This is a genomic window from Pseudomonas sp. ASL9, from assembly GCF_056680335.1.
Genome location: NZ_CM155277.1, coordinates 4,212,652 through 4,231,593 on the forward strand (window position 1 = coordinate 4,212,652; position 18,942 = coordinate 4,231,593).

Genomic DNA, 18,942 nt, shown 5'->3' on the forward strand with positions numbered 1-18,942 from the left:
TCTCCTCGTTAATTCACGCCATAAGTTGGCTGGGTATTTAGGTTGATCCGCAATAATCATCCGCTCAAAAGTGTGACGCTTAGAAGGTCACATAATGAGCGTCGGCATATTTAAGTTGTGAGGGCCTAATAAGGGGCGCACTCAATGATGCTGGTGTGGGCGAAATTCGGCCTATTGTCAGGCTCTGGCCCATGAGGCTTGGCGAAGCACTTCAGGGTGCGCATTGCCAGCAATCGCGGTGGACGCTGGCCTTGGCTCCGCGCCTTGACGCACGGGGCCTGGTGATTGCTACACGCACTGGAAGGGTGCTTTGCCTGATCGTCTCAGGTACGGCTGGTGCTGTCTCCTGAGCTAACTTATCGACCCTGCGGTCGACCGTATAGACGGTAACTTCCCTGATCGTCTTGCCAGTGCGTAAGCCATCTCTTACAGCACAGGCGAGAATTGTTACGATGGGTAAGAGCCTCTAATTTTGATATTAGTTCCTGACCGTCCATAGTCTTTTCAGAATAAGATTAAATAAGATCAGTGATAATTGTGCCTTCACGCTAGTGGCATTTTCGGTTATAGCCTTAGTTCATTGGTACTTGCGGGCAGAAATCCTTACAGCCCACTAGTTGAAATTAGTGCAGGGGAGGGGGTAAAAAAAATTGTAAATTTTTTGAGAATTTCAGATTCTGAATTTGCTGGTCATTTTTATGGCGTCAATAAAACGTCTAAAAGTGGGTGTTAATTGGATGGGCGGGAGGGGGATATGCACGTCTTTGAGTGGGCGTGCATTCTAAAATGCCATTACTCGGCGGGGGTGTCTCTGAGAAAAACCAGGGTGTCCGTTTTCGAGTGTGGGGCGCTGTATCGGTAACCGTGCTCGGCGAACTGTTTTAGGGCGTCGGGATTGTCGATCTGCTCCTTGATGACGAAGCGGCTCATCATTCCCCGGGCTTTTTTCGCGTAGAAGCTGATGATTTTGTACTGACCGTTCTTCAGATCGCGAAACTCGGTGTTGATGATCCGCGCATTGAGGGCTGAGCGCTTCACTGCCGAGAAATACTCATTGGAGGCCAGGTTGAGCAGCACGTCATCGCCTTGGTCAGCCAGCGCCTGGTTCAACCATTCACTGATTTGCGTGCCCCAAAAGGCGTAGAGATCCTTGCCGCGGGCATTGCCCAGTTTGGTGCCCATCTCCAGCCGGTAAGGCTGCATCAGGTCCAGCGGGCGCAATAAACCATAAAGGCCGGAGAGCATGCGCAGGTGATCCTGGGCATAGGTGAAGTCGGCGTCGGTGAAATTTTCGGCTTGCAACCCGGTGTAGACATCACCCTTGAACGCCAGCAGCGCCTGCTTGGCGTTCGCTGGGGTGAAAGCGGGTGTCCAGTTGCCGAAACGAGCGGCGTTGAGGCCCGAGAGCTTGTCCGACAGGTACATCAGTTCGCCGATCTGCAGGGGCGTTAATTCACGCAGCAGAACCATCAATTCCTGAGAGTGATCCAGGTACTGCGGCTGGGTGAAGCGCGCGGTCACGGGTGGGGTTTCGAAATCGAGGGTTTTGGCTGGGGAAATCACCATCAGCATAAAATCGTCTCCTTTAATCGTGGGCGCGATTCTAGGGGCTGCGAGGTGAGGACTCCAGCTATAGTGCGCAGCGGGGATTTTCTGGGGATCTGATTTTGCGCATTGTTCTATTTATCGCGACTTGCTTGTTCTGGTTCAACGCTCAGGCCGCCGGGCCTGCTGAACCGGCCATGCTGGATCGCAGCGTATGGCCCGAGCATTTGACCACGCCGGTCTTGTTTGATGTTGCCTCACGCGCGGAGATCCTGGCGTTCGCTCATGCCTTGTTGGTCAGCGAAAGCCAGGATGAAGCGGGCCTCAAGACGCGTCTGGGGTTGAAAAAAATCGACATGGTTTCGCTGAATTTTATCCGTCAGCGTCTATGGAAACGTTTGCTGGAGAACTACCAGTTTGCGCAACAAAGCTGTGAGCAGGATGCCTCGTTCTGTGTACTGGTCGAAGACATGCAGATGTTGCGCGAGCAAGCCGCCAAGTTTCAGGTCGCCGACGACTCGTTTTATGCGGCCTGGGCGGCGCCGAGTCAGGCGTTTCACGAACGCTACCTGAATGAGCTGCTGCGCATGGCGGCCTTGTTCCCGCTGGTCAGCAGTGAAATTGAGCGCTACAACTCAGATGAACTCACTGGCGACGAACTCAAGGACCGATCGTTTCTGCTTAGCTTCGACAGTGGCCCGACGGTGGTGGGTGGCACCACGGATTGGCTGACCGAATACCTGCGCCAGCAAAAACTCAACGCTGATTTTTTTGTGCTGGGCAAAAATATGCAAACGCGCCTGGAGAAAAACTCGGTGACCGAGGTGCAGGACCTCTATAAGCAGCAATGCGTCGGTTCGCAGGGCTGGGAATACCGCTCACACAGCCAGTGGCTCGATTGGCAGAACTCGGTGCAACGCAGCGCCGTGCTGTTGCAGCAGGTGTTGCCTGACAACTACCAGCCGCTGTTCCGTCCCCCTTACGGTCAACGTCGGGCCGACAGCGGCGAATACTTCCGCGCCCAGGGGCTGAAGGTTTCGCTGTGGAATATCGACTCTCAGGACTGGAACCAGAAAATGTCTGCCCAGCAAGCCAGCGAACGGGTGTTGACCCTGATGCTGCTGTGGCGACGCGGTGTGATTGTGTTCCATGACATCCACAACAAAGTCGAGATGGCGTTGCCCTGGCTGATCGCCAACACGGCACAAAGTGGACTTCAATGGCAGGATTGTCACGATTATCCCTGAAACGCCCGTGGGGCAAGGGAATGCACGCTTTTAAAGGGCCGGAGGAGGTGGATTTTTCCGGCAATTCTGGTCGGGCGGACTTCTGACTTTAACGGTGCTTATCGATCCCGCCAAGCGCTATTTGTCCTACTGAAAAATAAACATCAAAAAGACGTCAAAGTGCTTTTTTCTGTCATGAGTTATGCGGTATTACCACTACAGACCGCCGAAACCTGCAACACAGGTGGCGTCATCCCAGACCCACCATGAGCATGTCCCCTCTGCCTCAAGAGGGGAACTCGACGGCCTTTCCGTGGCGCAGCACTGTTAAGGTATTGCGTTGCTTGGCTTTTAAAAAGGTGAGCGAGTATGGATGATCACGGACGTACCCCTTCTTCTAACCAGCCAATCCTTTACGTGCTAGATACCAACGTATTGATCCATGATCCAAACGCACTGCTGAACTTCGAAGAGCACCACGTCACTATCCCCATGACCGTCCTTGAAGAGCTGGACAAGCTCAAGGCCGGCAAGCATTCGGTTGCTGCCGAGTGCCGTCAGGCCATTCGTTTGATCGACAAGACACTGGGCGGCGCCACACCGGAGGAAGTTGAACAAGGCGTACCGATCGACCGAGGCACAGGCATCTGCAAAGGCTTCCTGTCGATCCTGATGAACAAGCGGGCCGAGCCCAACAGCTTGCTGCCCGAGCACCTGAACGACAACATCATCATTAACCAATTGATCGACCTGCACGTGCGCGATAAGGATTTGCGTGTCGTACTGGTGACCAAAGACATCAACATGCGCCTCAAAGCGCGGGCGTGTGGGATCGCCGCAGAGGATTACAGCACCGACCAACTGGTCGACGACGTTTCCATGTTGTCGCGTGGCTACCACAACATGACCGGCTCCTTCTGGGACCGTGTCAGCAAGGTTGAAACCCGCCAGGACCACGGTCGCACCTGGCATCGGGTGCAGCTTATCGACAACTTGCCGGCGGTGCACATCAATGAGTTCATCATCGATGCGCAGGGCTTTGTCGGCTGGATCAAAGGTATCAAGGCTGACGAACTGCTGATTCTCGACATGCATCAGGAGCCCTTGTTGCACCAGGAAGCCTGGGGCCTGAAACCACGGGATATCTATCAGGGCCTGGCGTTGTTCGCGTTGCTCGATCCGGACATCCATCTGGTCAATCTGTCGGGCGCAGCCGGTTCGGGCAAAACAATTCTCGCGTTGGCGGCAGCCATCGAGCAGACCATGGTCAGCAAGCGCTATCGGCGCATTATCGCTACCCGTAGCGTGCAAGGGCTGGATCAGGAGATTGGTTTCCTGCCCGGTACCGAGGCCGAGAAAATGGAGCCGTGGCTTGGCGCCATTACCGATAACCTGGAAGCGCTGCACATGGATGACGAAAACACCCATGGCAGTGTCGACTACATCCTTAGCAAAGTGCCGTTGCAGTTCAAATCCCTCAACTACATCCGTGGACGCAGTTTTCAGCAAAGCCTGATCCTGATCGATGAATGTCAGAACCTCACACCGCACCAGATGAAAACCATCATCACCCGTGCCGGTTCCGGTTCCAAAGTGGTCTGCCTGGGTAACCTGGCGCAGATCGACACCCCGTACCTGTCGGCCACCAGTTCTGGCCTCACTTACCTGACGGAGCGTTTCAAAGACTTCCCCAATGGTGTGCACATCACCCTGCAAGGGGTGCCACGCTCGATCCTGGCCGAATACGCCGAGAGTCATTTGTAACGCTTGACCAACTGGGCGGCCGTTACGGCCGTCCATTTTCGCCCCCCCCGCTTCGTTCAAATGCTATTTGCTAAGAATCCTGACCTTTTCGGCATGGTATTGGTCGCAAGATTAGAAAGCCGGCTATAAATTATAAAAAGATGGATACTCCCATCCTACCTATCAAAAATAAAAGTAAAATTAAAAAGAATATCCGAATAAAGCCACTTCCATAACGCAATGCCAAAAAAGCGCCAGTGAGGGAGCCTGCAATATTACATGCACCAACCACTCCACCTATCGTCCATAAAACATTACCTGATGGGATAAAAAACATTAGCGCCGCGCTAAACGTTCCCAAATTAACTAATTTTGCTGAAGCTGAAGCATTTAAAAAGTCGAAACCAAAATATTTAACAAAAATAAAAAGCAGGAAACTGCCACTGCCCGGTCCAAAAATCCCATCATAAAACCCAATCAATCCTCCAAAAAAAATCCCCAACAGGACTTCTCTCTTTCCGCATTGAATATGAGAATGGACCCGGCCTAAATCTTTTTTTGCAAAGGTATAAATAGCCATCACTACCAAAATAATAAAAACAATATACTCCATAAGCTCTTTTGGCACGAGCGAAACAGAAATAGCACCAAAAAATGCGAATATAAATGCTGAAATCATAGTGGGAAGCATAAGTTTCCATACGATTTTTATTCTTTTTACATACGTGAAAGTAGATGAAATATTGCCCGCCAAAACAGCCAGTTTATTAGTTCCAAAAATAGTAGCCAAACTGTATTGGGGTAAAGCATGTAAGAGTGCTGGCAATTGTACAAGCCCCCCTCCACCAACTGCCGCATCAATTAAGCCACCGCAAAAAGCAAAAAATCCTATTACAACAAGAGCGTGTTCAAAATTCATATACTGTCCAGCCAAGGTTCGAGCGCTTGACGAATCATCATGACATCCTCGTCACTTTATTATACATAGGCGAATAACATGCCGCCCTAGATGCTCCGACCAACTTGCCGTTGCGGAAGTTAATCGGAATGTCCTTGGGCGTCATTACGCTAGCTTCCATTTCAACTGGCATGGCATGATTTAGATATTTAACAATAATGCCGAGCAGATTGAATATATAAAATACTTAAGATAAGCATTTCAGAACCATTAATTCATCAGCGTCAAAACTCCATGCAAAGAATTGAATGCTCTCCCGACACGATTATTATAATCAAGCATTACGTCCTTGAGCCGATCGATCTTAAACGTTAGGTCTACCGCGCGACCAAAAACTTGCGCTGCGGCTAAAGCATGCAGGCCATGCTTATTTTCTACTTCACCGGCATGGCCCATTACATATCCTTTTGCATTGCGTAGACTGTTATTGTTATTACTCAATGACGAATTGATAGAGAGAAGTTTCTCTTCGATATGTTGAGCGATTAAATTATACTCGCGTCCATTCCAGAGTTCCGAAGCGATAGAGACCATCATGGCGTCCATGATAGATTGTTTATGCTCAGAGGAGTTCATGGCGGACTTGTGCTCCGCAACACCCGTTTCGTAGAGAGATTCAGAAAACTCGTTGCACTCGTTAACTTTGTATTGACTTTCTACCCAGTCGGACGCACCAAAAGCTGCCGTCATGTAGCAGTACATACCATCATGTCCTTTATGTCCTAGGCCCAAATCATCCTTTGCGACCTCATGCATGTGCGCCATGATGTTATTATAACCAACTTGTTTCTCTGCAGGGACGGATAGAGCGTCCGCGGATAAACACATGATAATTTTAGCAGAAACTAAGCTAGTTGTTTTGTGAGTTTCATTCCATCCATTGAAAAATTTCAAAACGCCAGCGTCTACTTTGTCTTTTTTGAGGAGGGCTTTAAATGCGCTCTCGGCATAGAACTGAGCTTCTTGCGTGATCGAATGGCAAAGCACCTCGTGCATTGCATTCTGAATTTCGGTTATTTGCTCAACCTGCGCGAACACAGGCTCCCTCCGAAAATCGTCAGATATCATTCGCCCTGGTATTTTTAAGCTTCCTATATGCCTGGGTAATGCCTCATTGAAAATCTCACCAAACTCTTGCATCGACTTAGATCTTTAAAAAGTTTCGAAACGTTTTTGCGATGATGCTAAGTTCATTATTTCGCCTTGCCCTTTTATTTTGACTTATGAAGTCTCGTGATTTCATGCTTTGAGAGTAATGTTTACACATTTTCTGTCAATAAAATTATTGTATGATATCTCCTACAGCTCACTCCTTCTTATTAGTGGGAAAATTCTGATTTTTATTTTGTCTTCTTTTTCAACGATTTATATTCGTCGAATAATGCATTCGTATAGTAGAGAGTCGAGTTTAATCAAGGGGTGGTAATGTTTTGTAATGGGTAATGCTGATTTGGAACTGTGGAATCGCAGCGTTTCGGCGTAGGAACAATCGACACAATTGAGTTTGCAGACGCAGTTTTCAGCAAAGCCTGATCCTGATCGATGAATGTCAGAACCTCACACCGCACCAGATGAAAACCATCATCACCCTGCAAGGGGTGCCACGCTCGATTCTCGCCGAATACGCCGAGAGTCATTTGTAACTCACTCGCTGAGGATCTGTGGGAGCAGGCTTGTCTGCGAATGGGGATGCACGGTGTGTCAGGCCGGCCCTCTTCGCAGGCAAGCCTGCTCCTACAGTTATGAGTCAGGCCCACAATTTGAGGTTTAGGTTTACAATCGCCACTCCTGCTCAGGAGTAAGGCTGTGCTAACTCATCTCGATTCCCAAGGTCGCGCCAATATGGTCGACGTCACTGACAAAGACGTGACGTTCCGTGAAGCCGTGGCCCAAGCGTTTGTACGTATGCGCCCTGAAACCCTGCAAATGATCGTCAGTGGTGGCCATCCCAAAGGGGATGTGTTCGCCGTGGCGCGTATTGCGGGTATTCAAGCGGCAAAGAAAACTTCGGATTTGATCCCGCTGTGTCATCCATTGCTGCTGACTGGCGTCAAGGTCGAGCTGAGCGCGGAAGGTGAAGACGCGGTGCGTATCGTCGCCCGCTGCAAGCTGTCCGGGCAGACGGGGGTGGAAATGGAAGCGCTGACGGCCGCGAGCGTTGCCGCATTGACTATTTATGACATGTGCAAGGCGGTGGATCGCGGGATGGTCATCGAAAACGTCCGCCTGCTGGAAAAACTCGGCGGCAAGAGTGGTCATTTCATAGCTGAAGAGCAGGCGGGCGCGCAATGACGTTTAAAGTGCTGTATTTCGCCCGTTACCGCGAAGCCTTGGGGTTGGATACCGAAACGGTGGAAGGCGTTTTCGCCACCGTCGACGCACTGCGCGAACATCTGGCGCTGCGGGGTGGGGAGTGGCAGGTATTGGCCGAGCAGAACCTGATGTGTGCCCGCAACGAAGAGCTGTGTCAGCTCGACGAGCCGCTGGTATCGGGTGATGAAGTTGCTTTCTTCCCTACCGTGACCGGAGGCTGAGCATGGCCATTCGGGTGCAAACGGCGGCGTTCGATCCAGGCGCGGAAGTGAATGCCTTGCACGCTGCCAATGTGGGCGTCGGGGCGGTGGTCAGCTTCATTGGCTACGTGCGCGATTTCAACGAAGGGCGAGAAGTCGCGGGGATGTTTCTGGAGCATTACCCAGGCATGACGGAAAAGGCGCTTGGCAAGATCACTGCCGAAGCCGAACAGCGCTGGCCTTTGCTCACGCTGGAAGTGCTGCACCGGATCGGCGCTCTTGAACCGGGTGAGCCGATTGTGTTTGTCGGCGTTGCCAGCGCTCATCGGCAGGCGGCGTTCGAGGCCTGTGCGTTCGTGATGGACTACCTGAAAACCCGTGCTCCGTTCTGGAAAAAAGAAAACACCCGCGACGGCCCACGCTGGGTTGAAGGCCGTGACAGTGATCACGCGGCGGCGGGGCGTTGGGTCGATAAGGCCTGAACCGCGTCCCGCTGCGAGTGTGCCGTAAACCATGCCGGTCGTCACCCGGCAGGCGGTGTCAGCGAAGGCGGGACGGGGACAGCATCTGTGCAGTGAGACCGAATTGCTTGAGGTGTTCCGGCAAGTCCTGACCTTGTGCCAGTGCCGCACAGGCCTGCCCCATCGCTGCGGAGGTCTGAATGCCGTAACCGCCTTGCGCCGCGACCCAGAATAACCCCTGGACGTGTGGGTCAAAGCCCGCCACCAGGTTGCCATCGCTGACAAAACTGCGCAGACCCGCCCACGTACGGGTCGGTCGGCGAATGGTCAAGGTGGTGGCCTGTTCGATCTGATAAATACCCATGGCGATGTCCAGTTCTTCAGGCTGTACGTCATGCGGTTCTACCGGATCGGCGTTGGCGGGAGAACCGAGCAGCATGCCCGCGTCCGGTTTTATGTAGAACGACTCGTCCAGGCTGACCAGCATCGGCCAGTCATGAACATCCATGCCTTCAGGGGGCGCAAAGATAAAGGCGGCGCGGCGTTTTGGTTGCAGGTCCAGCGGCGCGGCGCCCGCCATCTTGCCCAGCGTGTCGGCCCATGCACCCGCAGCGTTGATTACCACGGGGGCGCTGTAGGTTTGCGCGGCGGTGTGCACCTGCCAGAGGCCTTGGGCGTCCAGCTCCAGGCTTAGCACTTCACTGTCGGTGTGGATCTGGCCCTTGTTCCGTCGGATGCCGCGCAGATAGCCTTGGTGCAGTGCATCTGTGTCTATATCGCTGGCAGTGGGGTCATAAATAGCGCCATGAACCAGCTCCGGGCGCAGGATCGGCAGGCGGGCACAGGCTTGTTCGGCGCTGAGCAATTGGGTCTCCGGTACGCCGGCTTTGGCACTCAGGTATTGGCGTTGCAGCTCCTCAGGGTCGCCGGTGAAGTCCACGGTCATTTCCCCGCGCGGCGACAACAAAGGCTGCTCGGCGAAACCGGCGGGTGGCGCATCGAGAAAGGCACGACTGGCCAGGGTCAAGGCGCGGACCTGGGTGGTGCCGTAAGCGGCGGTGTACAAGGCGGCCGAGCGACCGGAGGAGTGATAGGCCGGGTGCGATTCGCGCTCCAGCACAATCACGCGGGCGTGTTGCGACAGCCAGTAGCCGGTGGAAGCACCGGCGATACCGGCGCCGATAATGATGAAGTCTGCCTGGCTCATAAAGGTCTCCTAGGGGGGGCACGCGGTAGTTACAATAAACCTCCCTGCCCTTGAGTGTCTCGGGCGGGGAGAGCCAGCCCCCAGTGAAGGTGATAGGCCCGGCACGCCAAAAAAAAGCGCATCTCCGAAACCGGGATGCGCTTTTTTTGCACGATGCAGCGATTTTACTGAGGCATTGCGCTCTTGCGCACGACCGGTTTCAACAGCTCGGTCGGCGGCGTTTCGCAGCTGATCTTGCGGCCGAGCAGTGCTTCGATCGACGGCAACTGATAGGAGTCATCTTCCCCGGCGAAGCTGATCGAAACACCGCTGGCACCCGCACGGCCTGTACGGCCGATGCGGTGTACATAATCGTCCGGTACTTCAGGCAGGGTGAAGTTGATTACGTGGCTGATGCCGTCGATATGGATCCCGCGGCCTGCCACATCGGTGGCCACCAAGACGCGGATTTTACCCTCGCGGAAGCCTTCCAGGGTCTTGATGCGTTTGTGCTGTGGCACATCGCCGGACAATTGCGCGGCATTTACGCCATCCCGTACCAGACGTTCTTCAATGCGCCGCACTTCATCCTTGCGGTTGGCGAAGACCATCACCCGTTCCCAATTGTTCTCGGTCACGAGGTTGTAGAGCAGCTTGTACTTGTCGGCGGCGGCCACGGCATAGATATGCTGTTCGACCATTTCGCTGGCAACGTTCAAGGCTTCGATTTCGACGATGGACGGATCGGTGGTCCACTGCTTGGCGAGGTTCATCACGTCTTCGGTGAAGGTCGCGGAGAACAGCAGGGTCTGGCGTTCGCCCTTGTGCGGGGTCTGGCGAATGATCTGGCGCACCTGTGGGATGAAACCCATGTCGAGCATGCGGTCGGCTTCGTCCAGCACCATCACTTCGACCATGTCCAGATGCACTTCGCCGCGCTGGTTGAAGTCCAGCAGGCGGCCCGGTGTGGCCACGAGAATGTCGCAGTGTCGGGCTTCGAGCTGCTTGAGCTGTTTATCGAAGTCCATGCCGCCGACGAACGTCATGACGTTGAGGCCGGTGTATTTGGTCAGGCTGGCCGCATCCTTGGCGATCTGCACCACCAGCTCACGGGTAGGGGCGATGATCAGGGCACGCGGTTCGCCCATGTAGCGCTCTTTGGGCGGTGGGGTCTGTTCCAACTGCGTGATGATCGAAATCAGGAACGCGGCGGTTTTGCCGGTGCCGGTTTGCGCGCGACCGATGGCGTCTTTGCCCGCGAGGGTAAAGCCCAATACTTCGGCCTGGATGGGCGTGCAATACGGGAAACCCAGGTCATGGATGGCGTGCATCAGCTCGGGCGACAGGTTGAAGTCGTGAAAGCGGGTTTTGCCTTCCTGTGGCTCTACGACAAAGTCTTCGGGCTTCCAGGCGACGACCGGAGGCTTTGGTGCGCGTTCGCGACGCGGGCGCTCGGCCTTGGGTTGTTCGACTTTGGCGGGTTCGAGGCGCGTGTTCTGACCCTGGGCAGGCGTGCTGGCAGGTGCCGGATTTTGTGCGTTGCGTGGCCGCTGATCGCCCTCGGTAGGGGCCAAGGCAGCAGGCGAAGTTACGATAGGGCTGGGCGCGAGCTGCTCAGCCTCGCTTTTACCGAACATCTTTTTGAGTGCTTTGAGCACGGTCATCTCGTCAATTGATTAAGGAGTGTACGCCGGGCAGTGTAAAGCAAGAACCCGGCGCGGCGTAGTGCCATGCCAAATGCGCTACAGGAAGTGTCAACTATGGGCTTTTCAGCGCGCCGCAGGTGGTATTTTTCCGTTCTGTTTAAACGATTAACGCAGTTTTTGCGCCAACCAGGTACCGATGTCGGAAATTTCCTGCGGTAACACTTCATGGCCCATTGGGTATTCCTGCCATGTCGCGGTTACGCCCCAGGCCTTCAAGTACTCATACGCTGTGCGGCCCATCGCGTTTTGCACCACGTCATCATAATGCCCATGCAAGCAATACGCAGGGATGCGTTGCTGGCTGGCTGAAAGGGTCAGTTGGTCACTAAAGGTCGGTGCATAAGTGGAGAGCGCAATCACGCCGCCCAAGGGGCCTTGCCAGCGCAGGAACGCGGTATGCAACACCACCGCGCCACCTTGAGAAAAGCCTGCGAGGAAGATTCGCGCCGGGTCGATGCCACTGTCGCGCTGCGCTTCGATCAGGTCCAGGAGCATTTGGGCTGAGGACTCAAGCTGCTCGTGATTGATAGCCCGGGCGGGGTTCATGGCCAGAATGTCGTACCAACTGGGCATCTCGTAGCCACCATTTATGGTGACTGAGCGGGTCGGCGCCTGGGGCAAAACGAAGCGGGTCGTCAGCAACGTGGCTTGCAGCGCTTCAGCGACTGGCATGAAGTCATAACGGTCGGCACCCAAGCCGTGTAACCAGATGACGCAGGCATCTGGAGTGTTGACGGGTTGAAGGATCAAGGGGTCGCTCATAGCTGCTCCATTAGTGTGCGTGCGCTCTTTGGCAGTGCATTGGCACTGGGCGCATGTGAAAAAAGACTGACAAAGATGTCGCAAGGTTACAAGTTTTGGACTTGACCTGTCGCTAATTCGACATTGCCAGCATGCTGGTACGCGCTTTGCTAAGAAACCCTTGGAGTGAATGCGCTTCCCTTTGGAGGTAACACTATCAGGCGACTGATAGCTGTGGGGGAAGCATGGAATCCATGCATCAAGATTCTGCGTACGGTTCGTTCTGTACCGGACTGGTCCAGCGGACATCATGGGGCTTCAGTCCATTCGACCGATTAACGGGCTACGGGTAGGTGGTGTCGGGTAGATCTCGCACCAGACCCGTGGTCCAGGTCTTACGTCGCGTGACCCAAAAATAAGCCAGCACGGGTCATTAATGCCTCATAAGGGTGCGACGGGGCTCAAGCTCCCAAACAACAAAGAGCAAACTGGAGGTTTGAATGAAGATGTTGAAATCCACCCTGGCTGTACTGACGGCGGCAGCGGTTCTTGGTGTTAGCAGTTTTGCTCACGCAGGCGCCACCCTCGACGCTATTCAGAAAAAGGGTTTTGTTCAGTGCGGTGTCAGTGATGGCCTGCCAGGTTTTTCTGTTCCTGACTCTACAGGCAAGATCCTGGGTATCGACGCTGACGTTTGCCGCGCTGTTGCTGCTGCCGTTTTTGGTGACGCTACCAAGGTCAAGTTCAGCCAGTTGAACGCCAAAGAGCGTTTCACCGCGCTGCAGTCTGGCGAAATCGACGTGTTGTCGCGTAACACTACCTGGACCAGCTCCCGTGACGCAGGCATGGGCCTGGTGTTTGCCGGCGTGACTTACTATGACGGCGTTGGCTTCCTGGTAAACAAAAAGCTGGGTGTTAAAAGCGCCAAGGAACTGGATGGCGCGACCATCTGTATCCAGGCCGGTACCACCACTGAGCTGAACGTTTCCGACTTCTTCCGCGCCAACAAGCTTAAGTACACCCCGATCACTTTCGACACCTCTGATGAAAGCGCCAAGTCGCTGGAAAGCGGTCGTTGCGACGTACTGACCTCCGACAAATCGCAGCTGTTCGCACAGCGCAGCAAACTGGCGAGCCCGGACGATTACGTGGTAATGCCTGAAACCATCTCCAAGGAGCCACTGGGCCCAGTCGTGCGTAAGGGCGACGAAGATTGGTTCTCCATCGTCAAGTGGACCCTGTTCGCGATGGTCAACGCTGAAGAGATGGGCGTTACCTCGAAAAACGTTGTAGAAGAAGCCAAGGCCAGCAAAAACCCTGACGTTGCTCGTCTGCTCGGTACTGATGGTGAGTACGGTAAAGACCTGAAACTGCCGAAAGACTGGGTCGTGCAGATCGTTAAACAGGTCGGTAACTACGGCGAAGTCTTTGAGAAGAACCTCGGACAAAGCACGCCGCTGAAGATCGATCGTGGTCTGAACGCGCTGTGGAACAACGGCGGCATTCAATACGCACCTCCAGTGCGCTGATAGGCCCTGCGCTCGGTAACGGTTAACCGTTACCGAGCGTTGTTCTGTTCCAATTTTCATGGGGCACTTCATGCAAAATCAAATCGGCGCACCAAAGCAGAGGTTTTCCCTCAGCGATCCTAAAGTGCGTGCGTGGCTATTCCAGATCATCACGATTGGCGTGGTGGTCTTCATGGGTTGGTATCTGTTCGATAACACCCAAACAAACCTTCAGCATCGCGGTATTACGTCTGGCTTCGGCTTTCTTGAGCGGAGCGCCGGTTTTGGTATCGCTCAGCATTTGATCGATTACACCGAATCCGACACGTATGCGCGGGTGTTCGTCATTGGCCTGCTCAACACCCTGCTGGTGACGGTCATCGGTGTCGTGCTGGCGACGCTGCTGGGGTTCATCGTAGGTGTCTCCCGTTTGTCGTCGAACTGGATGATCAACAAGCTGGCGACGGTGTACGTCGAGGTTTTCCGTAACATTCCGCCTTTGCTGCAAATTCTGTTCTGGTACTTTGCCGTATTCCTGACCATGCCGGGCCCGCGAGGCAGCCATAGCATTGGCGGTATGTTCTTTTTCAGCAATCGCGGCTTGAACATGCCGGGCGCGACCCTGACCGACGCCTTCTGGCCGTTTCTGGGCAGCGTGGTGGTGGCCATCGTCGCCACCGTGCTGATGGTCCGCTGGGCCAACAAACGCTTCGAAGCCACTGGCGTGCCGTTTCACAAGTTCTGGGCCGGTCTGGTCTTGATGGTGGTGATCCCGGCGATGTGCGTTCTGGTCTCCGGCAATCCGCTACAGTGGGAAATGCCAGAGCTCAAGGGCTTCAACTTCGTTGGTGGCTGGGTGATGATCCCGGAACTGCTGGCCCTGACCATTGCCTTGACGGTGTACACGGCGGCATTCATCGCCGAGATCGTGCGCTCCGGGATCAAGTCGGTGAGCCACGGTCAGACCGAGGCGGCGCGCTCGTTGGGCCTGCGCCCTGGCCCGACCCTGCGCAAGGTCATCATTCCGCAAGCCCTGCGGGTGATCATTCCACCGCTGACCAGCCAATACCTGAACCTGGCGAAGAACTCTTCGTTGGCGGCCGGTATCGGTTACCCGGAAATGGTTTCGTTGTTTGCCGGTACGGTGCTCAATCAGACCGGTCAGGCTATCGAGGTGATTGCGATCACCATGAGCGTTTACCTGGCGATCAGTATCAGCATTTCGCTGCTGATGAACTGGTACAACAAGCGCATTGCGCTGATCGAACGGTGAGGAAAAGCGCATGACAACCCATACTTTCAAACCCGACATGCCACCCCCCAAGTTAAGCGTGGGGGCTGTGGCGTGGATGCGGGCAAATCTGTTCTCCAGCTGGCTCAACACCGTTCTGACGCTGTTTGCTTTCTACCTGGTCTGGTTAATCGTTCCGCCGTTGTTGCATTGGGCGATCTTCGATGCCAACTGGGTCGGCACCACCCGCGCCGACTGCACCAAGGCCGGTGCGTGCTGGGTATTCATCGAGCAACGCTTCGGTCAGTTCATGTATGGCTATTACCCCGTCGAACTGCGCTGGCGCATCGACCTGACCGTGTTGCTGGCGGTTTTCGGTGTGGCGCCCTTGTTCATATCCAGGTTCCCGCGCAAGGCCATTTATGGGCTGAGCTTCCTGGTGATCTACCCGATCGTGGCGTACTTCCTGCTGCACGGCGGACTGTTCGGCCTGGTCAACGTGGCAACCAGCCAATGGGGCGGTTTGATGTTGACCCTGGTGATCGCCACTGTGGGCATCGCCGGGGCTCTGCCGCTGGGTATCGTGCTGGCCTTGGGTCGACGTTCGAAAATGCCGGCGATTCGTGTGGTCTGCGTGACCTTCATCGAGTTCTGGCGTGGTGTGCCGTTGATTACCGTGCTGTTCATGTCCTCGGTGATGCTGCCGTTGTTCCTGCCCGAAGGCATGAGCTTCGACAAGTTGCTACGGGCGCTTATCGGGGTGATTCTGTTCCAGTCGGCCTACGTGGCTGAAGTGGTGCGCGGTGGTTTGCAAGCCATCCCCAAAGGTCAGTACGAAGCGGCCGCCGCCATGGGCCTGGGTTACTGGCGCAGCATGGGGCTGGTGATTCTGCCGCAGGCGTTGAAAATGGTGATTCCGGGCATCGTGAACACCTTTATCGCCCTGTTCAAGGACACCAGCCTGGTGATCATCATCGGTTTGTTCGACCTGCTCAACAGCGTCAAGCAAGCTGCCGCCGACCCGAAATGGCTCGGTATGGCCACCGAGGGCTATGTCTTTGCGGCCCTGGTTTTCTGGATCTTCTGTTTCGGCATGTCCCGCTACTCCATGCATTTGGAGCGTAAGTTGGACACAGGCCACAAGCGTTAGGAGTTTTGTGATGAGTGAAGCAATCAAACAGCCTCTGGGCGCTGAAGGCATGATCCAGATGCAGGGCGTACACAAGTGGTACGGCCAGTTCCACGTGTTGAAAGACATCAACCTGAACGTACGTCAGGGCGAGCGTATCGTGCTGTGCGGACCTTCTGGTTCGGGCAAGTCGACCACGATCCGCTGCCTCAACCGTCTGGAAGAGCACCAGCAGGGTCGCATCATCGTTGACGGTACCGAGTTGACCAACGACCTCAAGCAGATTGAAGCGATCCGTCGTGAAGTCGGCATGGTGTTCCAGCATTTCAATCTGTTCCCGCACCTGACCATCTTGCAGAACTGCACGCTGGCCCCGATGTGGGTGCGCAAGATGCCTAAGCGCAAGGCCGAAGAAGTCGCCATGCATTACTTGGAGCGTGTGCGGATTCCAGAGCAGGCGCACAAATTCCCGGGCCAGCTTTCCGGTGGTCAACAGCAGCGCGTGGCAATTGCCCGGGCGTTGTGCATGAAGCCGAAAATCATGCTGTTCGATGAGCCGACCTCGGCCCTCGATCCAGAAATGGTCAAGGAAGTGCTCGACACCATGGTCAGCCTCGCAGAAGACGGCATGACCATGCTCTGCGTAACCCACGAAATGGGCTTTGCCCGCACCGTGGCAAACCGGGTGATCTTCATGGACAAGGGCGAAATCGTCGAAGAGGCTGCGCCAAACGACTTCTTTGATAACCCACAAAGCGACCGTACCAAGTTGTTCCTGAGTCAGATTTTGCATTGATTTGGTGACAGGCTGCATAAAGAAACCCGGGCTTAGGTCCGGGTTTTTTATGGGTGTCGGGAATTGGGTGGGGTCTGATAAAAGTTCTGTGCTTGACGTATCGTCTTCGCGAATGAATTCGCTCCCACACAGCCTGCACAGCTCAAGCGGCGGAGCGAATTCATTCGCGAAGAGTTTATCGCTGCCGCAAACAGCCAACCTTGTGTTCTCTGTCGTTCTCCAACAGGATGCCCAGCCTGATCCAAAAACCTGACCAGAGAATCAAATGACGACTAAGGCGCCTCAGGCGAGCACTGGCCCCCATGACCTAAATGAACTGCTGATCGATGCCGAAGCCGACGATGAGCAGGTGCAGCAAAGCCACCCGGTACTGAAGCGTCCCTGGTTGCTGCTGTTGGGGCTGGTATTGGTCGCCTTGAACCTGCGTCCGGCGCTGTCGAGCATGGCGCCGATGCTCAGCGATGTCTCGAAAAGCCTTGGCCTGTCGGCGGCCAAAGCGGGTTTGCTGACCACGTTGCCTGTGCTGTGTCTGGGGTTGTTCGCGCCGCTGGCACCGATTCTGGCGCGGCGTTTTGGCAGTGAAAGGGTGGTACTGGGCATTCTGCTGACGCTGGCGGGCGGGATCATCCTGCGCAGTTCATTCGGTGAAGCGGGGCTGTTTGCCGGCAGCATTCTGGCCGGGGCGAGCATCGGCATCATCGGTGTGTTGCTGCCGGGGATCGTCAAACGGGATTTCGCTAAACAGGCCGGGATCATGACGGGCATCTACACCATGGCCTTGTGTATGGGTGCGGCGATGGCGTCGGGCTCGACCGTGCCGTTGAGTCAGTACTTCGACAACAGTTGGGCCATGGGGCTCGGTTTCTGGATTATTCCGGCGCTGGTCGCGGCGGTATTCTGGTTGCCCCAGGCGCGTCAGGGGCATGGCCTGCATCAAGTCGCCTACCGTGTGCGCGGTTTGCTGCGTGATCCACTGGCCTGGCAAGTCACCCTTTATATGGGCCTGCAATCATCGCTGGCGTATATCGTGTTTGGTTGGTTGCCATCGATTCTGATCGGTCGTGGCCTGTCACCGACCCAGGCGGGTCTGGTGCTGTCCGGTTCAATCATGGTGCAACTGATCAGTGCGCTGACTGCGCCTTGGCTGGCGACACGCGGCAAGGACCAGCGGCTGGCGATTGTGGTCGTGATGTTGCTGACGCTCGGCGGCTTGTCCGGCTGCCTCTACGCGCCGCTCGACGGTCTGTGGGGTTGGGCGGTTTTGCTGGGCCTGGGGCAGGGCGGGGCGTTCAGTCTGGCGCTGACCCTGATCGTGTTGCGCTCGCGGGATGCACATGTCGCGGCCAACCTGTCGAGCATGGCTCAAGGCTTCGGTTACACCCTCGCGTCCCTTGGGCCGTTCGCGGTGGGCATCGTTCATGACGTGACCGGGAGCTGGAATGCCGTTGGCTGGATCTTTGCTGTCCTCGGTCTGGGCGCGATCGTTTTCGGGCTGGGCGCCGGGCGTGCGTTGTATGTGCAGGTCAACAGCGAGAAAGTCTGACTGTGTCGGTATTCCCGGTACGAATGCTCATGGTCAGGCGGCGGATAGCCGACTATCGTGCATGCATCTTCTTTCCCAAAGGGCCTGGCTGCATGAGCGATATAAAAAGCGTGAGCGATGCCAACAGCGCAGTGATTACTGAGTTTTACCAAGCGTTCAATCGGCTGGACGCCGAGGCTATGAGTGCCTGCTACACCGAGGATGTGCTGTTCAGCGATCCGGTGTTTGGTGAGCTGCGTGGACGGCAAGCCGGTGACATGTGGCGCATGTTGACCTCGCGGGCCAAGGACTTCTCCGTGACCTACGACAATGTGCGCGCCGACGAGCGTACCGGTGGCGTGCATTGGGTCGCGACCTATTTGTTCAGCCAGACCGGCAACACCGTGGTCAACGATATCCAGGCGCGCTTCGTGTTTCGCGACGGCAAGATCTGCGAACACCATGACCATTTCGATCTGTGGCGTTGGTCGCGCCAGGCCCTCGGAATCAAGGGCGCGTTGTTGGGCTGGACGCCGTTTGTGCAGAACGCGATTCGAGCACAGGCGCAGAAGGGGCTTAAGGCGTTTCAAGCCGAGCGCTGAGGTTCTTGCCAACGTAGTATTTATCTAGGCTTTTTCAGGGATTGGGCCAGATAACGTCGCAACCTTATTTTCAGC

At 55.2% G+C, this 18,942-nt stretch carries 17 protein-coding genes and 1 pseudogene; 12 read left to right on the plus strand and 6 right to left on the minus strand.

Going from position 1 to position 18,942, the window contains the following annotated elements:
• Positions 1-792 precede the first annotated feature (792 nt).
• Positions 793-1,572 (minus strand): peroxide stress protein YaaA, encoded by a 780-nt coding sequence (gene yaaA / locus AC1ME2_RS19495; protein ID WP_480436037.1) that lies wholly within the window; start codon positions 1,570-1,572, stop codon positions 793-795.
• 95 nt (positions 1,573-1,667) lie between these two features.
• On the opposite strand from yaaA, the gene AC1ME2_RS19500 reads away from it, so the two are divergent.
• Positions 1,668-2,792, plus strand: coding sequence for a polysaccharide deacetylase family protein (locus AC1ME2_RS19500; RefSeq protein ID WP_480436038.1), 1,125 nt, complete (start codon positions 1,668-1,670; stop codon positions 2,790-2,792).
• A 348-nt stretch (positions 2,793-3,140) separates the two neighbouring features.
• The gene (locus AC1ME2_RS19505; RefSeq protein ID WP_480436040.1) at positions 3,141-4,535 is read left to right on the plus strand and encodes a PhoH family protein; all 1,395 of its coding nucleotides are present in this window, start codon (positions 3,141-3,143) and stop codon (positions 4,533-4,535) included.
• 130 nt (positions 4,536-4,665) lie between these two features.
• On the opposite strand, the gene AC1ME2_RS19510 is transcribed toward AC1ME2_RS19505, so the two are convergent.
• Together AC1ME2_RS19510 and AC1ME2_RS19515 are read right to left on the minus strand one after the other, a co-directional pair.
• The gene (locus AC1ME2_RS19510; RefSeq protein WP_480436042.1) at positions 4,666-5,433 is read right to left on the minus strand and encodes a sulfite exporter TauE/SafE family protein; all 768 of its coding nucleotides are present in this window, start codon (positions 5,431-5,433) and stop codon (positions 4,666-4,668) included.
• A gap of 249 nt (positions 5,434-5,682) precedes the next feature.
• Positions 5,683-6,612, minus strand: coding sequence for a hypothetical protein (locus AC1ME2_RS19515; RefSeq protein WP_480436044.1), 930 nt, complete (start codon positions 6,610-6,612; stop codon positions 5,683-5,685).
• A 371-nt stretch (positions 6,613-6,983) separates the two neighbouring features.
• On the opposite strand from AC1ME2_RS19515, the pseudogene AC1ME2_RS19520 reads away from it, so the two are divergent.
• The 4 genes and pseudogenes from AC1ME2_RS19520 to moaE form a co-directional block, all read left to right on the plus strand.
• Positions 6,984-7,115, plus strand: a pseudogene (locus AC1ME2_RS19520) (PhoH family protein); the annotation flags it as partial.
• A 163-nt stretch (positions 7,116-7,278) separates the two neighbouring features.
• Positions 7,279-7,764, plus strand: a complete 486-nt coding sequence (moaC, locus tag AC1ME2_RS19525; RefSeq protein WP_480436046.1) for a cyclic pyranopterin monophosphate synthase MoaC — start codon at positions 7,279-7,281, stop codon at positions 7,762-7,764.
• On the plus strand, positions 7,761-8,006 hold the full coding sequence (locus tag AC1ME2_RS19530) for a MoaD/ThiS family protein (protein ID WP_480436047.1): 246 nt from the start codon (positions 7,761-7,763) through the stop codon (positions 8,004-8,006). Before moaC ends, AC1ME2_RS19530 begins: the two co-directional genes overlap by 4 nt.
• A 2-nt stretch (positions 8,007-8,008) precedes the next feature.
• Entirely contained in the window at positions 8,009-8,467 is a 459-nt protein-coding gene (moaE, locus tag AC1ME2_RS19535; RefSeq protein ID WP_480436049.1) for a molybdopterin synthase catalytic subunit MoaE, read from the plus strand.
• A 58-nt stretch (positions 8,468-8,525) separates the two neighbouring features.
• Here moaE and AC1ME2_RS19540 read toward each other — a convergent pair whose 3' ends face one another.
• The 3 genes from AC1ME2_RS19540 to AC1ME2_RS19550 form a co-directional block, all read right to left on the minus strand.
• Positions 8,526-9,653 carry an NAD(P)/FAD-dependent oxidoreductase gene (locus AC1ME2_RS19540; RefSeq protein WP_480436050.1) on the minus strand — a complete coding sequence of 376 codons (1,128 nt, stop codon included), beginning with the start codon at positions 9,651-9,653 and terminating at the stop codon, positions 8,526-8,528.
• Between the two features lie 164 nt (positions 9,654-9,817).
• Positions 9,818-11,296, minus strand: coding sequence for an ATP-dependent RNA helicase RhlB (gene rhlB / locus AC1ME2_RS19545; RefSeq protein ID WP_480436052.1), 1,479 nt, complete (start codon positions 11,294-11,296; stop codon positions 9,818-9,820).
• Between the two features lie 147 nt (positions 11,297-11,443).
• Positions 11,444-12,100 (minus strand): alpha/beta hydrolase, encoded by a 657-nt coding sequence (locus AC1ME2_RS19550; protein ID WP_480436053.1) that lies wholly within the window; start codon positions 12,098-12,100, stop codon positions 11,444-11,446.
• Positions 12,101-12,579: 479 nt separating this feature from the next.
• Here AC1ME2_RS19550 and AC1ME2_RS19555 point away from each other — a divergent pair, with 479 nt between their 5' ends.
• The 6 genes from AC1ME2_RS19555 to AC1ME2_RS19580 all read left to right on the plus strand — a co-directional run bounded on the left by AC1ME2_RS19555 (position 12,580) and on the right by AC1ME2_RS19580 (position 18,867).
• Positions 12,580-13,608: an amino acid ABC transporter substrate-binding protein gene (locus AC1ME2_RS19555; RefSeq protein ID WP_480436054.1), complete on the plus strand. Its 1,029-nt coding sequence runs from the start codon at positions 12,580-12,582 to the stop codon at positions 13,606-13,608.
• A 70-nt stretch (positions 13,609-13,678) separates the two neighbouring features.
• Complete coding sequence (locus tag AC1ME2_RS19560; protein WP_480436055.1) at positions 13,679-14,860, plus strand: amino acid ABC transporter permease; 1,182 nt, start codon at positions 13,679-13,681, stop codon at positions 14,858-14,860.
• A gap of 10 nt (positions 14,861-14,870) precedes the next feature.
• Complete coding sequence (locus AC1ME2_RS19565; protein WP_480436057.1) at positions 14,871-15,968, plus strand: amino acid ABC transporter permease; 1,098 nt, start codon at positions 14,871-14,873, stop codon at positions 15,966-15,968.
• A 10-nt stretch (positions 15,969-15,978) separates the two neighbouring features.
• Positions 15,979-16,743, plus strand: a complete 765-nt coding sequence (locus AC1ME2_RS19570; RefSeq protein ID WP_480436059.1) for an amino acid ABC transporter ATP-binding protein — start codon at positions 15,979-15,981, stop codon at positions 16,741-16,743.
• Between the two features lie 265 nt (positions 16,744-17,008).
• Positions 17,009-18,286: a CynX/NimT family MFS transporter gene (locus tag AC1ME2_RS19575; RefSeq protein ID WP_480436060.1), complete on the plus strand. Its 1,278-nt coding sequence runs from the start codon at positions 17,009-17,011 to the stop codon at positions 18,284-18,286.
• Between the two features lie 110 nt (positions 18,287-18,396).
• Positions 18,397-18,867, plus strand: coding sequence for a nuclear transport factor 2 family protein (locus AC1ME2_RS19580; RefSeq protein ID WP_480442230.1), 471 nt, complete (start codon positions 18,397-18,399; stop codon positions 18,865-18,867).
• Positions 18,868-18,942 lie beyond the last annotated feature (75 nt).